Origin of the sequence: Paenibacillus terreus, from assembly GCF_042138595.1 — a bacterium.
GTDB lineage: Bacteria > Bacillota > Bacilli > Paenibacillales > Paenibacillaceae > Paenibacillus > Paenibacillus terreus.
Map to the genome: position 1 here is coordinate 39955 of NZ_JBHIRX010000031.1, position 19963 is coordinate 59917.

The 19963-nt window shown below is 53.9% G+C and carries 12 protein-coding genes; all 12 read right to left on the minus strand.

Going from position 1 to position 19963, the window contains the following annotated elements:
• Nucleotides 1-4: 4 nt before the first annotated feature.
• On the minus strand, nucleotides 5-1585 hold the full coding sequence (locus ACE5KN_RS30420; RefSeq protein WP_375533320.1) for an ABC transporter substrate-binding protein: 1581 nt from the start codon (nucleotides 1583-1585) through the stop codon (nucleotides 5-7).
• Between the two features lie 38 nt (nucleotides 1586-1623).
• Entirely contained in the window at nucleotides 1624-2658 is a 1035-nt protein-coding gene (locus ACE5KN_RS30425) for an oligopeptide/dipeptide ABC transporter ATP-binding protein (RefSeq protein WP_375528569.1), read from the minus strand.
• Complete coding sequence (locus ACE5KN_RS30430; RefSeq protein WP_375528568.1) at nucleotides 2645-3622, minus strand: ABC transporter ATP-binding protein; 978 nt, start codon at nucleotides 3620-3622, stop codon at nucleotides 2645-2647. Before ACE5KN_RS30430 ends, ACE5KN_RS30425 begins: the two co-directional genes overlap by 14 nt.
• Nucleotides 3623-3644: 22 nt before the next feature.
• Nucleotides 3645-4502: an ABC transporter permease gene (locus ACE5KN_RS30435; RefSeq protein ID WP_375528567.1), complete on the minus strand. Its 858-nt coding sequence runs from the start codon at nucleotides 4500-4502 to the stop codon at nucleotides 3645-3647.
• A 70-nt stretch (nucleotides 4503-4572) separates the two neighbouring features.
• Entirely contained in the window at nucleotides 4573-5643 is a 1071-nt protein-coding gene (locus ACE5KN_RS30440; protein ID WP_375528566.1) for an ABC transporter permease, read from the minus strand.
• 30 nt (nucleotides 5644-5673) lie between these two features.
• Nucleotides 5674-7224 carry an L-glutamate gamma-semialdehyde dehydrogenase gene (pruA, locus tag ACE5KN_RS30445; protein ID WP_375528565.1) on the minus strand — a complete coding sequence of 517 codons (1551 nt, stop codon included), beginning with the start codon at nucleotides 7222-7224 and terminating at the stop codon, nucleotides 5674-5676.
• 25 nt (nucleotides 7225-7249) lie between these two features.
• Nucleotides 7250-8443 (minus strand): ornithine--oxo-acid transaminase, encoded by a 1194-nt coding sequence (locus tag ACE5KN_RS30450; protein WP_375528564.1) that lies wholly within the window; start codon nucleotides 8441-8443, stop codon nucleotides 7250-7252.
• 75 nt (nucleotides 8444-8518) lie between these two features.
• Entirely contained in the window at nucleotides 8519-9439 is a 921-nt protein-coding gene (locus ACE5KN_RS30455; protein ID WP_375528563.1) for a proline dehydrogenase family protein, read from the minus strand.
• 85 nt (nucleotides 9440-9524) lie between these two features.
• A complete protein-coding gene (locus tag ACE5KN_RS30460; RefSeq protein WP_375528562.1) occupies nucleotides 9525-11183 on the minus strand; it encodes a M20/M25/M40 family metallo-hydrolase in 1659 nt (552 codons plus the stop codon).
• Nucleotides 11184-11530: 347 nt separating this feature from the next.
• A complete protein-coding gene (locus tag ACE5KN_RS30465) occupies nucleotides 11531-12283 on the minus strand; it encodes an IclR family transcriptional regulator (RefSeq protein WP_375528561.1) in 753 nt (250 codons plus the stop codon).
• Nucleotides 12284-13226: 943 nt separating this feature from the next.
• Entirely contained in the window at nucleotides 13227-18776 is a 5550-nt protein-coding gene (locus ACE5KN_RS30470; RefSeq protein WP_375528560.1) for an S-layer homology domain-containing protein, read from the minus strand.
• Between the two features lie 413 nt (nucleotides 18777-19189).
• Nucleotides 19190-19711, minus strand: coding sequence for a peptide-methionine (S)-S-oxide reductase MsrA (msrA, locus tag ACE5KN_RS30475; RefSeq protein WP_375528559.1), 522 nt, complete (start codon nucleotides 19709-19711; stop codon nucleotides 19190-19192).
• Between the last annotated feature and the right edge of the window lie 252 nt (nucleotides 19712-19963).

Sequence of the window (19963 nt, forward strand, 5' to 3'; positions counted from 1 at the left end):
GCCATTATTTTTCAATGCGCACGTAGTTATACTCGCTGAAACCGGTGTGAACGATGGCCTCGTCGGAGGTAGGATCGCCTTTAACATAGGAGTGGGCAGGCACGAGGCTTACCCATTCCGAAACCGGATAAATCGGCATATCCTCGGACATGATGCGCTGTACCTCTTCATAATACGGCTTGCGTTCCTCTTCCGTCGTCCTGGTGACTCCTTCCTTTAGCGCTTGATCGAGCCCGGGATTGCTGTAGCCCATAAAATTGCTCGCCCCTTCACTGCCAACCCGCGATCCGACGGCTCCGACATCCGGTCCCTGATAACCTCCCAGCATCGTCAATTCAAAATTGCGGCTGTTCACAACCTCCTCCTCCCAGGTGGCGTAGTCCATCACGCTCAGCTTCACGTCAATACCGACCTGGCTCAGCTGGTCCTTGACGACGGTGGCTATATCCGAGAAGGCTCCACCCTCGAACAGCTTGAAGGTAAGGGACAAATAATTGCCATTGCCATCGGGAGTGAGCCCGGCTTCTTCCAGCAGCTTCCTGGCACGTTCGGGTTCATAGCCTGGCACCTTGTATTGATCGCTAAGCGCCCACTCATACACCGGTGATATAAATGTCGTCGACGCCTGTCCCTGGCCCTTCATCGCCCGCTTCACAATCTCCTCATTGTCCAGCGCATAAGCGATCGCCTGCCGGACCTGCGGTTTGTCAAACGGGGCTTTCTCCATATTGAAGGTCAAATAATACCGTGAAGGAAATACTTTGGGATTTACAGTGATATCCGGATCGTCCAGCATGCTTTGCACCTCGGAGCTTGGCGGATCGGTGCCCAGAATATCCAGCTCTCCGTTATAAAAGGCCTGAACCATCGTATTCGGATCCGTCATGATGGAGAAGACAAGCCGGTCTACGCTCGGAACCTGGCCAAAATAGTCGTCATTCCGCTCCAGGGTCAGACTTACACCTGTCTGATATTCCGCAAACTTGAACGGGCCTGTGCCGACAGGCTCAACCGCCGTTCCCGCATCCCAATTGCCGCCGCCATAAATGTGCTCGGGCACGATAAACGTCGCATACCAAGCCAGATAACCAAGAAAGGTCGCATCGGGCTTGGATAGCTTGATGACCACTGTATTGTCGTCAGGCGCAGTCACTTCTTCCATGCTGCTCAGATTGCTGACGGCAAAGCCCGCCTTCTCGTGTATGGAATCCAATGTGAATTTGACATCCGCCGAGGTGAATGGCTCTCCATCATGCCATTTCACATTTTCATGCAGCTTAAATGTGATTTCCGTACCATCCTTGGACACCGTCCATTCCTTGGCCAGGTCCGGGATGATCTCCTGATTGTTGTTAATCTTGATCAGTCTGCTGAAAATATTTTGCGCGGCGGCATAAAAGTTGTCGTCCGCTCTGGCACTCGGGTTAAAGGTTTGCGGATCGCCGCTGGCTCCGACTACGAGCGTGCCTCCTCCGCCGGAGCCGTTATCCTGCCCTTCCTCTCCACCGCTCCCCGATCCGGCGCAGCCTGCGAGCAAGGAAAGCGCCAACAGCAATGCCAGCCAAACGATAGCCTTTCTTTTCATCATGGATCCACTCCCTCAAAGTCAATGTTGTTCGTCTGTTAGCCGCCTGCTGAACCGACGCTAACAGATTCGCTGTCTCCGGAAGAATACGGGCAGGCCACCTGATGGCCCGGCGACACCGTCCGGAATGCGGGATAATGCAGCCTGCACTCCTCGCGCCGCTGGTAGCAGCGGTCGTAGAAGTAGCAGCCCGGTCCCGTATTCACAGGCGTCGGGGGCTCTCCGTCAATACGGATAATTTCCTGTTCCCCGCCCGCATCCAGCGGCGCCGAATTGGAGATGAGTGCTCTCGTATACGGATGCTGCGGACGGTGCAGCACCTCGTCGGTCGGGCCGATCTCCACGAACCGACCCAAATACATGACGGCCACCCGGTCCGATATATACCTTGTCGTTGTAATGTCATGGCTAATGAACACCATGGCGGTGTTGCGGCTCCTGCACAACTCCGACAGCATGTTGATGATGTCGGCCCGGATGGACACGTCCAGCATGGAAATCGGCTCGTCCGCCACCAGAAACAGCGGGTCCAGCAGCATTGAGCGCAAAATGGAAATGCGCTGCAGCTGCCCCCCGGACAGCTCATGCGGAAAGCGATACAGATAGTCTCTGGCAGGCGCCAGTCCGGCTTCCTCCATCCGCTGCCCGCACAGGGTCAGCCTCTCCTCGTGGCTTCCTCCCACGCCGTGAAGCCGCAGCGTGTCCGTCAAAATACGGGCAATCGTATGGCGCGGATCAAAGGTATCGAATGGATTTTGAAAGATGATTTGCGCTTGGCGGCGGAAAGCCAGCGGGCTGCGCTTCAGCATGCCACGGGACGATTCCCCCAGGATATCGATTTCCCCGCTTGTCGGACTTTCAAGCTGCACCAGCAGCTTGCCGAGCGTGGACTTGCCGCAGCCGCTTTCCCCGATGACCCCGAGCACCTCTCCCTGTCCGAGCGTAAAGCTGACCCCGTCGACCGACTTGATGGCGCCCGCTTTCTTTGCCCTCCCGAAAAAGGAGCTTCCACGCTGCTTGAAATGCTTTTTGACATCTTCTACCACGACAACAGGCCCATTATTGTGCGGCATGCTCCTCACCTCCTATCAAGTGGCAGGCTGTGCGCCTTGACACGGAATAAGCAGTGTCCGCAGGCTTCACCTGCCGGCAGACCGGCATGGCATGCTCACACCTGTCTGCGAACACACAGCCCTGCACGGGCAAGCTCAGATCGGGCAGCGAGCCGGGAATGCCGCGGATATTGTCTTTGGCGCCTTTGAAGGAAGGCAGAGACTGCAGCAATCCTTTTGTATATGGATGAAGGGGATGGCGCAGGACATCCTGAACGGGCCCGAACTCGACGAGATGACCGGCATACATGACCGCAACCTTCTTGCAGGCCACCGCCACCACAGACATGTCGTGGGTAATCATGATGCGTGCGATGCGGAGCTCCCGCTCCAGTTCCATCATCTCCCGGAGAATCTGCCCTTGGGTAACGACATCCAGCGCCGTTGTCGCCTCATCCAGAATGAGCAGTCTGGGCCTGTGCATCAGACCGAGGGCGATCGACACCCGCTGCATCATGCCGCCTGACAGCTCATGCGGGTACAGATCATACACCCTGGCCGGGAGCCTTACAGACTCCAGCAGCTTGATGATCCGTTCCCGGAGCTGCTTTTTGTTCAGCCCCTTCTCGTGCAGCCGGTATATGTCCGCCATTTGCGCCCCGATACGGTGAACCGGACTGAGCGAGTTCATCGATTTCTGGAACACGACTGCCAGCTCCTTCCACCTCAGCCGGGACAGCTCCTGCTCTCCCAGCTCCAGCAGCGGCTGGCCACCAAATAAAATCTCTCCTTCCACCCTGGCCGTCCGACCGGGCAGAAGTCGCAGAATGGCCATGGCCAGGGTGGATTTTCCGGAGCCTGATTCCCCCACGATACCAACGGAGTCCTGTTCTTCCACATCAAGCGAAACCCCGTTTACAGCGGTGACCATCCTGCTTCCGGTATGATAGGACACCGATAAATTGCGAATTTGCAAAAGCGCCATGCCGTGCACCCCCTTAAGTTGATCAATTATGCTGGCGCAGCTTCGGGCTGAGCACCTTGTTAAGTCCGTCGCCGATCAGATAAAAAGCAAGCACCGTGATCACGATCATCAGACCGGAAAAGGTCGAAATCCACCAGCCATTCGTCAAATAGGAGCGGCCGTTATATACAATTTGCCCCCAGCTCACGACATTCGGGTCTCCCAGGCCGAGAAAGCTCAGGCTTGATTCCGTTAAAATCGCGGCTGAAATATTCATCGTCGTATTGGCAATAATCGGGAAGATTCCGTTCGGCATGATGTGCCTGAACAGAATTCTTGTCCGGCTTTCCCCCACGGCAAAGGAGCTGAGCACAAAGGTCCGCTCCCGCAGGGACATCGCCTGCGCGCGCATGAGACGGGCGTTACCCACCCAGCTTGTAAGTCCGATGACGATCATGACATTCAGCATGCTGCTGCCGAAGAAAGCAATCACGATCAGAATCAGAAAAAAAGTCGGCATCATCAGGAAAACGTTGTTCAGCTCGGTCAGCACCGTGTCGGTCCTGCCGCGGTAAAAACCCGCGATCCCGCCCAGCACCGTACCGATGACCCCGGATATGAGCGCGGCGGTCACCCCGATGACCAGGGAAGTGCGTGTTCCGTACACAATCATGCTGAACACATCCCGGCCGAGCCCGTCCGTCCCAAGCAGATGCTCTTTGCCGGGGGGCACGGCCATGTCGTCCGTCAGCTCCTGCGGTCCATGGGTGGCGATCAGGGGCGCAAATGCCGCCATAATCAGCAGCAGACAGAGAATGATGAGCCCTGCCTTGAGCTGAGTCACGGAGCTGATATGTGTCAAAGCGCGCTGCAAGACATTCGGCCTGCGTTTCATTTCCATCCTTTTACCTCCTCCTTCTCCGGCTGCATGTTCAGACTGCCATTCTATGGTTTGTCCCCAAATCGTGTCTTCAGTTATAGCGGATGCGGGGATCAATCCAAGCGTAAACAATATCTGTAAGGATCATATTGACGGCAACCGACACGGATAAAATCAGATACAGACCCATCAAAAGCGGATAGTCGCGGCGCGAAATGGCATTCATCATGAAATTGCCCATGCCCGGCCAGGAAAACACAATTTCAATGATGGATACACCGGTAATGATGTAAGCTAGCGTGATCCCGAAAACCGTAACTGTCGGAAGAATCGAATTTTTGAAAATATACTTGTAGAATATCCGGCTTTCCTTCATGCCGGCGGCCCGGAATGTCATGACGAAATCCTCGGACATCACCTGAATGACCGAAGCACGCGCAATCCGGAAAAAGTAGGGGATGTTCAGCAGCGTAAGTGTCAGAGCGGGGAGAAACAAGTGCCTGAGCACGTCCGCCACGTACTGTATGCCTTCATAATCGGCCCGCATATCGACCATGCCCGCCGTCGGGAACAGCTTGAGCGTGGACGCGAACGCCAGTATGAACATCATGCCAAGCCAGAACGGCGGCATTGCGTCGAACAGGTAGGATATGCCGCTCAGCGTCGTATCAAGCTTCGTGCCCTGCCGTCTGGCACAATGAATACCGAGCGCCGTGCCAATCATGACCGACAAAACAGCCGTCGTCAGAGCCAGAAGCAGTGTAGGGCCGATGCGTTCCGCAATCATTTCCGCCACCGGCCGGCCGCTGAGAATGGACTCCCCCAAATCTCCCTGCAGCAGAGTACGGATATAAGCGCCGAACTGGACCAGTACAGGCTGATCCAGACCATACTTGGCACGCAGCGCCGCTTCCATTTCCGGAGACGGGCTGTCCTTCCCTGATAAGATGCTGACAGGATCGCCGGGAGCAAGATGAATAAGCATAAAGTTAAGAAAAATGGATACGAGCACGATCAGAGCGCCGGTAAGTGCTCTTCTGGCGATATATCTGGACACTTGCGTCACCTCCACGATCAAATACTTTGCTGCTTCAATGTGCAGAAGTCTCAGCCTGAAGCTCTGCTTGCCTTCACCGGGTGAACAGGGACGAGCGGCACACAACGGACCGCTCTCCCTGTTTTGGGATAAACATCATAATTTCTCGGAAATAAGCTTGAGTTGTGTAAACTGCAGCAGGTAATCCGGTCCGCCGGCTTTGGAATCCGTGCCGGACATATTGAAGCCGCCGAACGGATGCACGCCGACAAGCGCCCCCGTACATTTACGGTTGAAATACAGGTTGCCGACATGAAAGTGCTCCCTTGCCTGCTCCAGCCGGGTGCGGTTCGAGGAAAATACCGAGCCCGTCAGGCCGTATTCCGTATTATTGGCAATGTCCAGCGCCTGCTCAAACGACTCTGCCTTGCAGAATGCCACGACCGGCCCGAAGATTTCCTCCTGCATGATGACCGCATCAGGAGCGGCATCCGCAAAGATCGTCGGCTCGATGAAATAGCCGTCTTCCCCTGCGGTTCCGCCCCCTGTCACCAGGCGGCTTTCCTTCTTCCCTTGCTCGATGTAGCTCAAAATTTTACGGTATGCCGCCTCATCGATGACCGGTCCGGTTGAACTGGCCAGATCGCTGGCTGTGCCGACTTTAAGCTGCCGGGTCAGCTCCTTGCAGCGCTCTAGCACTTCATCGTACACATCGGCATGCACGATCGCGCGCGAGCAGGCCGAGCATTTCTGCCCCGAGAAGCCGAAGGCCGAGGCCACGATCGCCTGGGCAGCCGCTTCCAGATCGGCCTCACTGTCCACGATGATGGCATCCTTGCCGCCCAGCTCCCCGACAAAACGCTTCAGCCACTTTTGCCCGGGCGCGGTTTTGGCCGACAATTCGAAGATGCGCAGTCCGACTTCCTTGGAGCCTGTAAAGGAAATAAAGCGTGTAAGCGGATGGCTAACCAGCAAATCGCCGATCTCTCCCCCGCTGCCAGGCAGGAACTGGACCACTCCCGGCGGCATGCCGGCTTCCTCCAGCAGGGCGACAAAACGGGCCGCGATGACCGGTGTCGCGCTCGCTGGCTTAAGTACCACCGTGTTGCCTGCCACGACGGCGGCCGTTGTCATGCCGGCCATGATAGCCAGCGGAAAATTCCAGGGTGGAATGATAACGCCGACGCCAAGCGGGATATAGCGCAGATCGTTGTCTTCCCCTTCAAGGGAGATAAGGCGTGAAGCTGCCGTCGTATCCAGCTCGATCATTTGGCGGGCATAGTACTCCATGAAATCAATGGCCTCCGCCGTATCCGCATCCGCTTCGGGAGCCGTCTTGCCGGATTCCAGCATGAGCCAGGCGCTGAACTCATGCTTGCGTCCGCGCAGCAGCGCCGCTGTCTTGAACAGCAGCCTCGCCCGCTGCTGTGCAGGAACGCGCGACCATGATGCGAAGGTTTTATGGGCAGACTGAATCGCCTCTTCGGCCAATTCCGCATCGGCCTTGGACACGTGCCCGATGATTTCCGCTTTGCGGGAAGGATTGATGGAGTCCAAGCTTTCCCCTGTCTTCACCCGTTTTCCGCCTATAATCAAGGGATACTCCTGACCAAGCTCCGCCTTCACTTTATCCAGAGCTGCTTCAATTGCCTTGCGGTTCGTTTCATTGCTGAAATCTGTAAACGGTTCGGGACGGTATGGCACCATGCTTATCTCACCTTTCCTAAATTATTTAATTTTGGAATACCCGCTCGAGCCTTTCGGCCGCCCAATCCAGCTCCTGCTCGGAAATGATCAGCGGCGGAGCCAACCGGATGACATGCTCATGCGTCTCTTTGCAGAGCAGCCCCTCCTGCTGCAGCCTTTCGCAGTAAGGCCTTGCCGGGCCTGCAGCCTCGATGGCGATAAACAGCCCGCGCCCGCGAATCTGTACAATATCTGGATGCTCCAGCCTTTGCAGGCGCTCAAGCAGCCTTGCGCCCAGCCGCCGGGAGCGTTCAGCCAGCTTTTCCTCTTCAATGACCTGCAGGGCAGCCACGGCGACAGCGCTTGCCAGCGGGTTGCCGCCGAAGGTGGAGCCGTGCGAGCCCGGTTCAAACAGGCCAAGAATGCTGCGGTCTGCGGCAACCGCAGACACCGGCAGCACACCGCCGCCCAGCGCCTTGCCCAAAATGTACATGTCCGGCACAACTCCCTCCCAGTCACAGGCAAACCGCCGCCCCGTCCGGCCGAAGCCGGTCTGGATTTCATCCGCCATGAGCAGCACGCCATGTTCGGTGCACAGACTGCGGGCCTGCTGCAGGTATCCATCCGGCGGAATGACAATTCCCGCTTCTCCCTGAATGGGCTCCAGCAGAAAAGCAGCCGTGTTTGGATTTATCGCCTGCTTCAGCGCTTCAATGTCACCGTACGGAATGATGCGGAATCCTGGCGTAAACGGACCGAACTCCGCGCGGTATGCGGACTCTGAAGAGAACGAGGTGACGGTCAGTGTCCTGCCGTGGAAGTTGCCTGCACACACGATGATCTCCGCCTTGTTTTCAGCAATTCCCTTCACCCGGTATCCCCAGCGCCGGGCTGCTTTGATGGCTGTCTCCACCGCTTCGGCGCCCGTGTTCATCGGCAAAATCATCTCTTTGCCGGTAAGCCTGGTCAGCAGTTCCAGCAGTTCTGCCAGCGGCTCGTTATAGAAAGCCCGCGAAGTCAGCGTAACCCGGTCCGCCTGGCGTTTCAGCGCCTCGATGATCCGCGGATGGCGGTGGCCCTGGTTCAAGGCGGAGTAACCGCTTAGCATATCCATATACCGCTTCCCCGCCGGATCGGTCACCCATACCCCCTCCGCCTCCGCAATCACAATCGGCAGCGGATGATAATTATGCGCCCCCAGACGCTCTGTCTGCTCCATAATGGATTCCATTGTAGACATCAGGCACCTCATTCCTTTTACCGTCTTAAAGGCATTGCGTTTTTTTGAAATGTTGACCGCCACACCAGCTCAGAATTATCGTTTAAACATCGATTTCAGCACAAAGCTTACATTTTCCGGCCGTTCCGCCAGTCTTCTCATAAAATATCCGTACCAATCGATGCCGTATGGCACATACACCCTCATCCTGTAGCCCTCACGCGCCAGCTCGCGCTGCAGCTGGGGACGGATGCCGTAGAGCATCTGAAACTCGAAGGCATCGCGCGGGATTGCCTTTTCGGCAGTGAAGGCTTTAACGTGTTCTATAATGCGGTCATCATGGGTGGCTACAGCGGCATAGTGTCCACGTTCCAACTGAATATGAATGAGACGGATAAAGTTTTCGTCCACCTCGCTCTTTTCCGGATAGGCGACTTCCGGCGGCTCCTTGTATGCTCCCTTGACCAGCCTATAATTGGGAGCAAGATGCTCCAGCCGCTTCATGTCATCCTCCGTCTTCCGCAGATAGGCCTGCAGCACAAGTCCTACATGCTGGCCCCCGTATTCGCCATGAAGCTGTTCGAATATGCGGATTGCTGGCTCATTATGGGCATAGTCCTCCATGTCGATGCGTACAAATCCGCCATGAAGCTTGGCTTCCCCGACAATGCTCCGCATATTGGCCAGGCATTCATCCTCGGACAAATCAAGCCCGAGCTGAGTCAGCTTGACCGACACATTGGAGCGTATACCGGAGTCGGCGATGCCTCTCACGGCATTTACAACCTCCCGCGCAGCCTCTTCCGCCTCCTCCCTGCCCTCCACGAATTCGCCCAGATGGTCCAGGGTCGCCTCAATGCCTTCCGCGTTCAGCTCTCTTACCTTCTCAATGGCGGCTGCAAGTGTCTCACCCGCCACGAAGCGCTCAGCCCCCAATCGAAGCCCATGCAATTTCGCCATCCGATTGGCCGTACGATTCTTCGACAGGTAAAGCAAGGTATTTCTCATGATCTCCATTTCTGCATCCTCCTTTCTCTGAATATATAGAGCAATGGGGATAACAAACATCTAACGATGTACTGGCACAAAAGGCAGACCCTGGTTAGCGGAAGTTAGCATACGCATCCCCGGCTGTCTCTGCGGATGTGCGGAAGGCGGCATGAACAACTTCCGGAAGCAGTTGTGCAAGCGTCCCGAAGGCATAAGCGCGGTCTAGGCGTTCTGTCCATTTATGCGCGTCTTTTCCGACAGGCCCTACATTAAGCACCGGGGCGGAAATAAGCTTCAAATCTTCGATCGGGATGCTGTATCCGCGCCCCCAATTCGGCATGCATCGGGTCAGGGCTTGCAGGGATGCCGTATCCGCAGCGCCGGTATAGCTCAGATCGGTAATCCCCGGCATATAGTGCCTGGTTGTGAGCTTCACCCCGCATTCCCTCCTCGCAAAAGCCTGTAAATCCTTCACAACCTGCCTGACGAACGGAATGCTGCTGGAGCAGACGGCCGGATAATAAGGCGGGGCGAAAAACAAGACAATCATCGGCGCCAGCTCTTTACAGAGCAGTGCAAGTTCATCCGTGAGCATGATGGCCACATCCCGGTCGTCTGCTGTTCCTCTGCCCGCCGTGATGCGATCCATGAGCTGCGCCACCCGTTCCTTCCCTTTCGTACGGCAGGCATAGTCATACAGCTCATCATACGTCAGCGTTCGGATCTTCAAGTCCTTGATGGCTATCCCGCCATGGGACAAGACGTACTCCGTATTTTGCGCGTAGGCCTGCTCCATGCGCAGTGCCGCCCGTTTGGCGGCCGCCAGCAGCGGCTTCTTCACTTCATCAGCCGTCTTGTTCATCGTAAGCAGGTTAAAAAGCGTCACCGCGCGAAAAGGTGTCTGCACTGAATATTCCTTTTTGAGTCCGCGCTGGATCAGATTGGTTGGCGGCGAGGTCGCTTCATCATCCACCATTTCGCAAAACTCCGTATTCAGCTCGATTTCGCAGGTGATTTGGGAAGCCATGAAATTGCCGTTCAGGCCCGCCATCGACTCGCCGACATGTGTTTCCTTGCCGAAGCACAGAAATCCGGGGAGCACCTTGCCGATCGTACCAGTATATATATACCGGTTTTGATCTTCCTCATTCTGAAAAAGCATCGGCTCCGAATTTAAAAACAGCTTGTAATTCAAGCCATGAAGTTGTGCAATGCGCGCCAGTATGCTTACCGCCGCCCTCATGCCGCTCGAATTGACCTCTTCATCCGGAACGGCCAGCAGCAGAATATTGCCTTCAAATTCCCCGAGAGATGCCCTCTCCAGAAGCGACAGCTGCAGAACGAGCCCGCATTTCATATCCATGACTCCCCGTCCGAACACCCAGTCTCCACTGGCAAGATCCTCCCTGACCTCTTCAGGAAGCAGTCCGGGATGAGTCCGAAAGTGCTCCGTCAGCGCTTCAATGTCAAACGCCTGCCCGGCTAGCTCGCCGTAGTCCTCCACATCCACCACATCAAAATGGCTGAGCAGCACCACCGTATCTCCGGCAGCTTTTTCTGAGTGAACCAAAGCGGTCAGTACGCTGTTCCCGTCATCCAGCAGGTGGGTTTGCACCAAATCAGGCCTGGTCTGAAAATAAGCCAGCTCCCGGATCCGTTCCGCCAGCAAAACAGGGAATTCCCTTTCGGCCAGACTGCCGGTAATGCTGGGGATGCGGACAAGGTCGGCAAGCAGGCGGGTAAGCTGGTCCGGTGTTGACCATTTTGTCATCTTCTCCACTCCTTGCGGCTGAACCGCGCATACCGCTTAAAAGAAAGCTCTGCGGCGGTTCTTGCGAAAAATGTTGTTCAGTTGTACTCGTTTGCTCATGGTGTGGGAATTGAATGTCTGAAAACACAATTTGGAGGTTGTTCCAAGGTGGGTTGGGATCACTCACTTGAAGTATGGATCACTGCTGAAAAGCAGTCATGAAAGGATAAAAAAGTACGCGGTATATTAGTGCAACTAGAGCAGAGAAAGTAGAAATTGATAGATTGTTGTAGCCTTGTACAGGAAACATTTAAAGCACTTTTTTAATACTTTTTCCGTATTGCGGAAACACTTTCCGAAAATAACATTCAATAAATGGCGGTCTGCAAACCGCCCATTCTGGCCGAGATTTCTCTGGCCGTGCTGATAACCATTTTGCTGAGATAGTCCAGTCTGTCCTGGGGGATTTCGCCTTTCGGGACGCCGATGCTGAGTGATCCGGCCACCTTTTGCCCGAAACCGATTATTGGAGCGGCGACAGAAGCCGTCCCCTCCGTTCGTTCGCTGTAGCTGACACAGAAGCCTGCTTCCCTGATTTCCGGCAGCCTGTTTAATAATTTACTGCGTTCGGCAGGATCAGCAATAAGAACGGACAGAATGTCCTCCGCCTCGGCAGGGGGCATGGAGGCGAGCATCGTTTTGTTCGGTGCTCCGATATGCATATCTATGCGCACTCCCAAAGTATCGATGACCTTCAAACTCGAGGGGCTGTCGATACGCTCAATCAGGATCGCATAAAGCCCGCTTGGAATGCTTAAATAAACGCTTTCCTTAACTTCTTCGGCAAGCCTCTCCATAATGGGCCGCGCAGCGGTGCGCAAATCCACTTGCTCGAGCTGGCGCAAACCGATTTCCATCCAGCGGGGGCCGACGGTATAGTGCTTCGTGTCAGCAGTCTGGCTGACCAGCTCATGCTTCATCAATGAGGCAATCAAGCGATGGGTCGTGCTGAGCGGCAGACCTAGCCGGTCGGAAATATCCGAAATGGGCCAATAGCTTCTTTTGGAATCAGAGGTCAGCAGCTGGATAATCTGCATCGCCCGGTCGAACGACTGAATCATGGTCTACCCCCTCTTTTTGGAAGCTTCTGAACATTTCTATAATCGCAAGAAAAATTACCGCTAAACGCGGTCTGGCTTCTGTGAATGTACGTCGATAGATGTTTTTCTTATTGACGATGTTAATTTTTATTCTTTTCATTGTCAATAAAAAAATGATTTTTCGCTGATTTTTTGCTTTATAATTTCATTTATGTCATAAAATATTACGCGAAGTCCGCTGCTGGGTTCTGAGGAATTCGAATCCCCTCCGTGCAAGTTTGCCAATTTCATGCTGCGAAAGTTAAAGCTTGACAGTCAAGCCGCCAGCCGATCATGGCAAGGCATATGAACTCGCTGCTCGGGAGCTTGCACGATTATCCCCTTGGATCAGGCAAAGAAAACCAGAAAACCGGGAACCGAAAATATACTTTAGGCACGTTAAAGAAAATAACGGATCAAGTGAGGCACGAAAATGCCTGTTGTTACGCTATTCAGGGCCATCGAATGGGTCTATTATGTTTTGATCGTGCCTTATGAGGAAGCAGATCGGTTCGAGATGATGAGGCGATCTTAGGAGAAAGCAGAGCGTTTAGGTGATGTGAAACTGACCGAGAGTCTGAGCAAAAGGGATAATCATGAAAAGCTGCATGGAGAGGCAACAGGCATCAGGTAACGGGCACCAGATACCAGATACCATACCCTATAGACCCCCTCTCACTCTGGATACGAGACTCTGAGCGGGGCGAATCCCTTTCTTCCAAGAAAGCTAGAAAAAAGCTGTCTGATGATTCAGCGTCAACTCCAGCAGTGGATCCCCGTTTTACCCAGTTACATCAAGGCCTGTTTGCCGACTTCTTGCTGCGAAAGTTGCGTAAAAAAATTAAAAAGAAACAGGATTGCACCCGCAAGCATGTGATGCTTGTGTGCAATCCTGTCAATTTGATAAAGTGGTATCTTCCGCAACTTATTGCACTTGCCGTGCCTCAAGGGCGTTCAAGAGCAAAGTCGTTACTTCAGCACGGGTTGCTTCAGCCAGCGGATTAAATTGATTTTTGCCTGCACCCTGCACCAGGCCTGCCTTGGCAGCAGCCGCCACATACGGCGCGGCCCATGCCGGAATCCGGGCGGCATCGGCGAAAGTTGGCTTCGCAGCCGGGTCAACGGTCAACCCGAGCGCCCTTACCATCATCACAGTCATTTCTGTTCTGTTCATTTTCGCAGACGGACGGAAGGTTCCATCCTCATATCCGCTAATTATACCCAGTTGTACAGCTTGTGCCACGTAAGAACTTGACCAGACTGGAATTTTGCCTGCATCCTTGAAGGATAGCTCATTGCTGCCGGTCTCAAGGCCCAGCGCGCGTGCCAGCATCACTACAAATTCAGCACGGCTTGCAGCCGCGTTAGGACGGAACTCGCCATTTTCATAGCCATTAACAATCCCAAGAGCTACAGCCTTCTGAATCGCCTCTCTCGCCCAGTGATTAGCTGTGTCGGAGAAGTTGATGCTGGCTGCCGGCGGTGCCGTTGTGCCACTTGGCGACTCCGGAGTTGTCGGTGTCACTGGAGTGGTTGTGTCTGGATTCGTTGGCTTGGCCGGCGTGGTTGTGCTTCCTCCACCAGAGCTTCCACCGGAACTGCCGCCAGAGCCGCCGCCACTGGAGCCGCTGCCAGGGAGGGCAGCACCCTTGAGATCGATAATCCGTTCTTCCACTCCTTGCTTCACTACACCCACTCGCTGCAGGTGCTCAAGGAATACCTCATAATCAACGAGATTCAATTCATAATGACGTTTATCCGCCTTGGCTGCCTTCATGGAGCGATAGAAATCACCGCCATCGGCCATGAACGAATTCGCAGCAACGATATAATATGCATTTGGATCAATATCACTATAGGTTCCGTCAGCATTCTTGATCTGGACTCTCCGAACACGTTCGCCAACCTGTGTAACCTGTCCGGTAGTAGCGTCAATCTTCTCCCCTGGCTTGGTCGAATCATAATAGAAGCGAAGTCCTGATACTTGCGGGAAGCGGCCTTCACCGGATTCAACCCCGCTGACGCCATTTTCCAGAGCTGCTGTAATTTCCTTGCCTGTCATCTTGAGCGCTGTGAGATTGTTGCCGAATGGCATCATCGTCAGCAGTCCGCCCAGCGTAATATCTCCTTGAGGCAGGGATGCCCGGATACCTCCACCATTCTGGATGGCTACGTACCCTTTCACATCATCCGCCTGTACGATGCTTTTGACTTTCGCAAGCATGCCGTCAGTCATCAGGTTGCCCAGATTGGTCTCCCGCTTGCGCACATTTCCGCGTTCTCCGTCGAGAAGCACCTCTGTGCGGCCCACAACGGTTCTCTTGAAATCATCAAGCTGAGGGGAATATTCCGACAGGATCGCCGCTGCCTCCGGGTCATCCGGGTAGACATAGGCTCCGGAAGCATCCTTCTGATCCAGATTCAGCAGGGAACCCTCCCAGCTTTGCAGTATGCCCTCTTCATTAAAGGTTGCATCCAACTCTCCCAAGGATTGGTTGTATTCTCCTGTCTGTACGATCAGCGTCGGCTCGGCTTGATCATTCACCACCACAGGCGCAGACAGCTTCGTATGCGAATGACCGCCTACAATAATATCAATACCCTGTACAGCCTTCGCAAGCTCCAGGTCTACAGTGTAGCCCAGATGCGAGACTGCGATAATCTTGTTAATGCCCTCACCTTTAAGCATTTCTACAGTCGCATTTGCACTGGCCACCTGATTGCGGAATACGATATGATCCCCCGGTGAAGACAGTGCTGCAGTGTCTGGTGTCGTCAAGCCGAAAATACCGATCTTCTCGCCATTTACTTCCTTGATGGTGGCTGGGTAGATCGCGGCCTTCTCACCTGGTTGGCCGATTTCATTGCGGTACAGGCCAGACAGGCTCGGATCATTCGTAAAATCAATATTGGAGCTGACGAACGGGAACTCCGCCTTTTTGATGAAATCAGCCAATACGCTAGGGCCCTTGTCAAACTCATGATTCCCGAAGGTCATCGCGTCATAACCCGCCAGATTCATGAACCGCAAATCAGCCTGTCCATTAAACAAGTTAAAGTATAGTGTACCCGAGAACACGTCTCCCGCGTCCAACAGCAGGGTATGATCGTTGCGCTGCTCCTTAATCGCCGTAATACGGCGCGTCACATTGTCCAAATGGGCGTGCGTGTCATTCGTATGCAGCACACGCAGCTTGTAGCCGCCGTCCTCAGGAACCTCCGTGAAGGACAGCTGAGCCAGCAATGGATCATGGTCGCTTACCCGGCCCTGTGCTTCCTCGAAATCCGCATTCACATGAACAGCCTCGATTGCAGCGGTTTTGGCAGTCCGGCGATCTGTCAGGATATGATCCAGTGTCTGGGAGTTGCCATCATAGATATAGGAGTAACGCTTGTTTTCCGGAAGCTGATCCACCAGATTGCTAAGCTCCTGGCCCTTCACCAAATTCAATGTTTTGGAGAATTGGAAATCATTAAAATCCCCAAGAGCCACGACTCTGACGTCGGGATCGCGTTCTACCAGCTGCTTAACGAAGCCGTTCAAGATGGCAGCCTGCTTGGCGCGCTGCACCTCACTGCTGCGCACCACCGGCTGTACACTGCCGAATGGCTTCAGGTCGCCACCCTTGGAATTGAAGTGGTTGGCGATGACAACCACACGCTCGCCCTTGAACGAGAATTCTGCTGCCAAGGGCTTACGGGAGCTGGCGAATGCTTCATCTCCCGGTGCAATCCGCCCCGGATTCAGCGACAGACTGCCATCCGCATTTACCTGCACGGCCGTAGTGGAGTCTCCCTTGACCGCATTGTCCGTCAGGCTTACACGCGCAGGGTTATACAGGAAGCCAACCCGGATGTTCGCTCCCGGCGCCCCGCCATCCTGATTGTTGACCGGTGCAATGTCCGTATAGTTGTAGCTGACTCCACCCTTATTCTTAATGGCATCAAGCAGCGTCTGGAAGCTTTGATCTGCAGCCGTTGTACCGCTGTTCGTATCACCGTCGTTGTCCTGAACCTCCATGACACCGATAATGTCCGGCTGCTTCAGGTTGTTCACCATAATATTTGCAATCTTCTGGGCTCTTGCTGCGTCCTTCTTGCTAAAGTTCTCTACATTGAATGTGGCCACAGTCAGCTTGTCTTCAGCCGGTTCAATAGTTGTGACAGCCTGACTCAAGCTGCTTGGAATCACTTCCGGGAGGTTGCCCTCCGGCTGAATCTTGAAATTTCCTGAAGAATAGTTCATAACACCTGTGACAGAGTCGTTCAGCTTATCACCGGTCTTGACTGCTCCAGATGGCTTTTTGCTAATAAATATCCGCTGCGGGTTCAAGGAGCTCTCAAATTCCGCGGCTCCGTCTCCGCGCAGAATGACACCGCCTGCCGGCGTGCGCAACGGATTGTTAGGCCCGTTATCTACTACGACAGCAAGTCCGGGCTCACTTGAATATGGACCAACAATCGTTGGCTGATCAATCTCTACTCTCATGCTCTCCAGACTTTCGAAGAAGTCAATGGCATCCTGTTCCGGATTGAACGCACCCAAACGATCGGAATCAATTACATTAGGTATGATTCGTCCGCCTGTCCCCAGAATGACGGGTTCAGGCAAAGCTGCGGTTGTGTTCTCCTTTTGAATGTCACTTGCCACAATCTGAGTAACTGTCAATTCATTGGCAGCCGGCAGGTATTCCTTGACCTGGCCGCTTACCTTCACCGGGGTACCTACAGTCACGCCATGTGACGGGCGATACACCTGAATGGCTTCAGAGGTGGCCTCGTTATCATCCTCTTTACCCGGATATTCCTGCATAGTGAAGGTGCTTCCGGATACGGAGGTAACAATACCCTCAACGTCCTTGACCTCCATGCCGTTAAACAGCGAGGTTTGGGAGCTTCCCTGGATATCATGGATGCGCAGTCCCTCCAATGAAGGAAGCACTTTGTATGCAAAGGTGTACACACTGCTGATTTCATTATTGATAACCGCAATTGCTTTGATGGTGGTATCTTCCTCAACCACAATCGGTGCAGAATACAAGGCGGATTGCGTGGTAGGCACTTCACCATTCAGCGTGTAATAGATTTGTGCTCCGTCCTTCGGTGAGGTCAGTGCTACCGAACCACCCTTCACAATCCCACCGGCCGGAACACTGGCCTGCACAGACAGCAGGCGCTCGATTACGTCTGATGCATCCCGTGGCAGGAGCTCCAGACCGTAGCTTGTGTTATAGGTCAGCACGCCTGTAATCCGCTCATAGGTCTTGCCTGCAGCAAGAGCTGTTGGAGCATTCTTGGCATAGATCGTAATCTCCTGATCGCTGTGCGTATCTTTACCATAGAAGGTCGTGCTGCTGCTGCGGGTGATCCCTGCTTGGCTGATCTCGACAAGCATGCCTTCGTAACGCTCGCCCGGACCTTTGCCACCGCCGCTTGCCGGTGCAAAATCTGCAGATGTCAGCTGGCGTGGCGCCGGAAGCTCCTGAGCGTGGTCAGTTACCTTCACATATCCGCCGGTAAATCCGCTCTTGTTCACTTCCAGCTGAAGCAGGCCGTTATAGACCGTTAACGGGCCGTATGCCTCGATGCGGTCGCCGACCTCAACAGCAGACTCGCTGGCGCGAACGACAATGCCTGCGTCACTGTCCTGGATATAATAGTTGGTCAGACCGCCGGATACCTCACGGTAGGTTACAATGCCACGGACGGCAACCGGTGAATTTTCAGACAGCTTTCTGGCATCGGTAATGCTGATCGGAGTCGTATCGGCAATGGTGTATTGGAAGCTGGTAATCCCGCTTGGCTCCAGCCCATCCTTGCCTGCATACGCTTGAATGTAAGTATCTCCGGTAACGGTAATTGGTGTATCATAAAGTGTGAATTGCGCATTAGTACCGTAATCAGTACTGTAGTAAATATAGGCGTCATTCGTAACTGTGCTCAGCTGCACCTGCGTGTTGACCGGAACCGGACCTGATGGCGGTGTAGCCTTCACAGGAGCTGTCTGCGTGTCCGGTGTGCTGTCGACGAATGCAAAGGTTGTGGACGCAGTCGACCTGATTCCTTTTGTACTAAAATAAGTGCTGAATGTGCCATCGCTTATGCGGATTTTCTGCTGGAATACACCCGGATTGGACTGTAATCCGAAGCTGCTGCGCACACTTGCAGGAAGCTGCACAGGCATCATCTTGCCCACATTCGTCTCGTCGGGACTGGCCGCGATGGCTATGTTGGTATCTCCGCCAAACGGCTCCGTCTGCTTGACACTGGTTGTGCTTGCATAAGAGCCAACCACATAACCTTCAACGGATATCGTTGAATCATCAACAGTACGCTCTAATGCCTGGTCTACCGTAATGACCTCGCCCGCTGCGGCTGCACGGTCTGCGAACAGTCCGGCGGGAACCGTCGTGGTAATCATCACCATAAATATGAGCAACCACTGGAAGACTCTTCTGACTTGCTTGCTGTACATTCATTCAACTCCTATTCATCATATTGGCATGCGCTTACAATATATCTGCCTGTAAAAAGCCTCTCCAGGCTATACAGCTTGTACATCATATGAGCTTTAACTGTCTATATGACAATCGCAGCCCATACGAGCTTACACCTCACCCCACTTCATGCCGCTTGTATCCAGGGCCGTACCCGTACATCTGCTTTGCAGTGGCAGCAGTAGATGTACATTTTCAAGCGGCGAATGACAGCCCGCAAATCCCTAATATCAGAGGACAAGAACGGGACGCAGGCACTTCATCAGTGTAGGTGCTTTCTGTAAATTGAGCTTTATGTTTTTGTTAACATGATATGAATTTGGCAACAAAAAAGCAGACCCATTGGATCTGCTCTCGGCTTTATTTAAAATCTATGGAAGAGGCTCTGGACTTAAGCCCGCCAATGCTTCTCGATGAACTCGTCCCGTCCCGATTTTTCGCGGTCTTCCTTATAATGCTTGGTGTTCTTCTTATGGTAATCCTGATGGTAATCTTCCGCAGGATAAAATACAGCCGCCGGCAAAATTTCCGTTACAATGGGCTTGTCAAATCTGCCGCTGGCCGCCAGCTCCTGTCTGGAGCGCTCGGCCGCTTCCCGCTGCTGCTCATTATGATAAAAAATGGCCGTCCGGTACTGCGGTCCCCTGTCATGAAACTGGCCGTCCGGGTCCGTCGGATCGACTTGCACCCAGTACAGCTCCAGCAGCTTCTCATACGGAAACAGCTTCGGGTCAAACGTGATCTGCACAACCTCGTAATGCCCTGTAGTGCCCTTTTTTACCTCTTCATAGACGGGGTTCTCTGTCGTTCCGCCCATATATCCGGATACAATGCCGTGAATGCCGGGCAGCTCCTCAAACGGAGTGACCATACACCAGAAGCATCCGCCGGCAAAGGTCGCTTTGTGCGTCATAAGTTCATTTCTCCTCTTCAGCATTTACATCGCGGATAAGCCTATCCGTGCTTATTAATTATAGTGCTTGTACATGCTTAAGCAAACAGCAGGTCACACTTGCGGCACTTCCCGGGGTTCATCCGGGCCTGGTTTATTCCATCCCTCCTTCAAAAAAACTGCCCTTGAACCACTATGGTCAAGACCCCATTTTGTAGACATTGAAAAAAGACCCTAGGCGGTAAACTGGCGTCGGTACTCTACCGGCGTCAG

Coding starts and splice junctions, on each gene's coding strand:
- ACE5KN_RS30420 (WP_375533320.1), bottom strand. CDS start 1,585: ATGAAAAGAAAGGCTATCGTTTGGCTGGCATTGCTGTTGGCGCTTTCC.
- ACE5KN_RS30425 (WP_375528569.1), bottom strand. CDS start 2,658: ATGCCGCACAATAATGGGCCTGTTGTCGTGGTAGAAGATGTCAAAAAG.
- ACE5KN_RS30430 (WP_375528568.1), bottom strand. CDS start 3,622: ATGGCGCTTTTGCAAATTCGCAATTTATCGGTGTCCTATCATACCGGA.
- ACE5KN_RS30435 (WP_375528567.1), bottom strand. CDS start 4,502: ATGGAAATGAAACGCAGGCCGAATGTCTTGCAGCGCGCTTTGACACAT.
- pruA (WP_375528565.1), bottom strand. CDS start 7,224: ATGGTGCCATACCGTCCCGAACCGTTTACAGATTTCAGCAATGAAACG.
- ACE5KN_RS30450 (WP_375528564.1), bottom strand. CDS start 8,443: ATGTCTACAATGGAATCCATTATGGAGCAGACAGAGCGTCTGGGGGCG.
- ACE5KN_RS30455 (WP_375528563.1), bottom strand. CDS start 9,439: ATGGAGATCATGAGAAATACCTTGCTTTACCTGTCGAAGAATCGTACG.
- ACE5KN_RS30460 (WP_375528562.1), bottom strand. CDS start 11,183: ATGACAAAATGGTCAACACCGGACCAGCTTACCCGCCTGCTTGCCGAC.
- ACE5KN_RS30465 (WP_375528561.1), bottom strand. CDS start 12,283: ATGATTCAGTCGTTCGACCGGGCGATGCAGATTATCCAGCTGCTGACC.
- ACE5KN_RS30470 (WP_375528560.1), bottom strand. CDS start 18,776: ATGTACAGCAAGCAAGTCAGAAGAGTCTTCCAGTGGTTGCTCATATTT.
- msrA (WP_375528559.1), bottom strand. CDS start 19,711: ATGACGCACAAAGCGACCTTTGCCGGCGGATGCTTCTGGTGTATGGTC.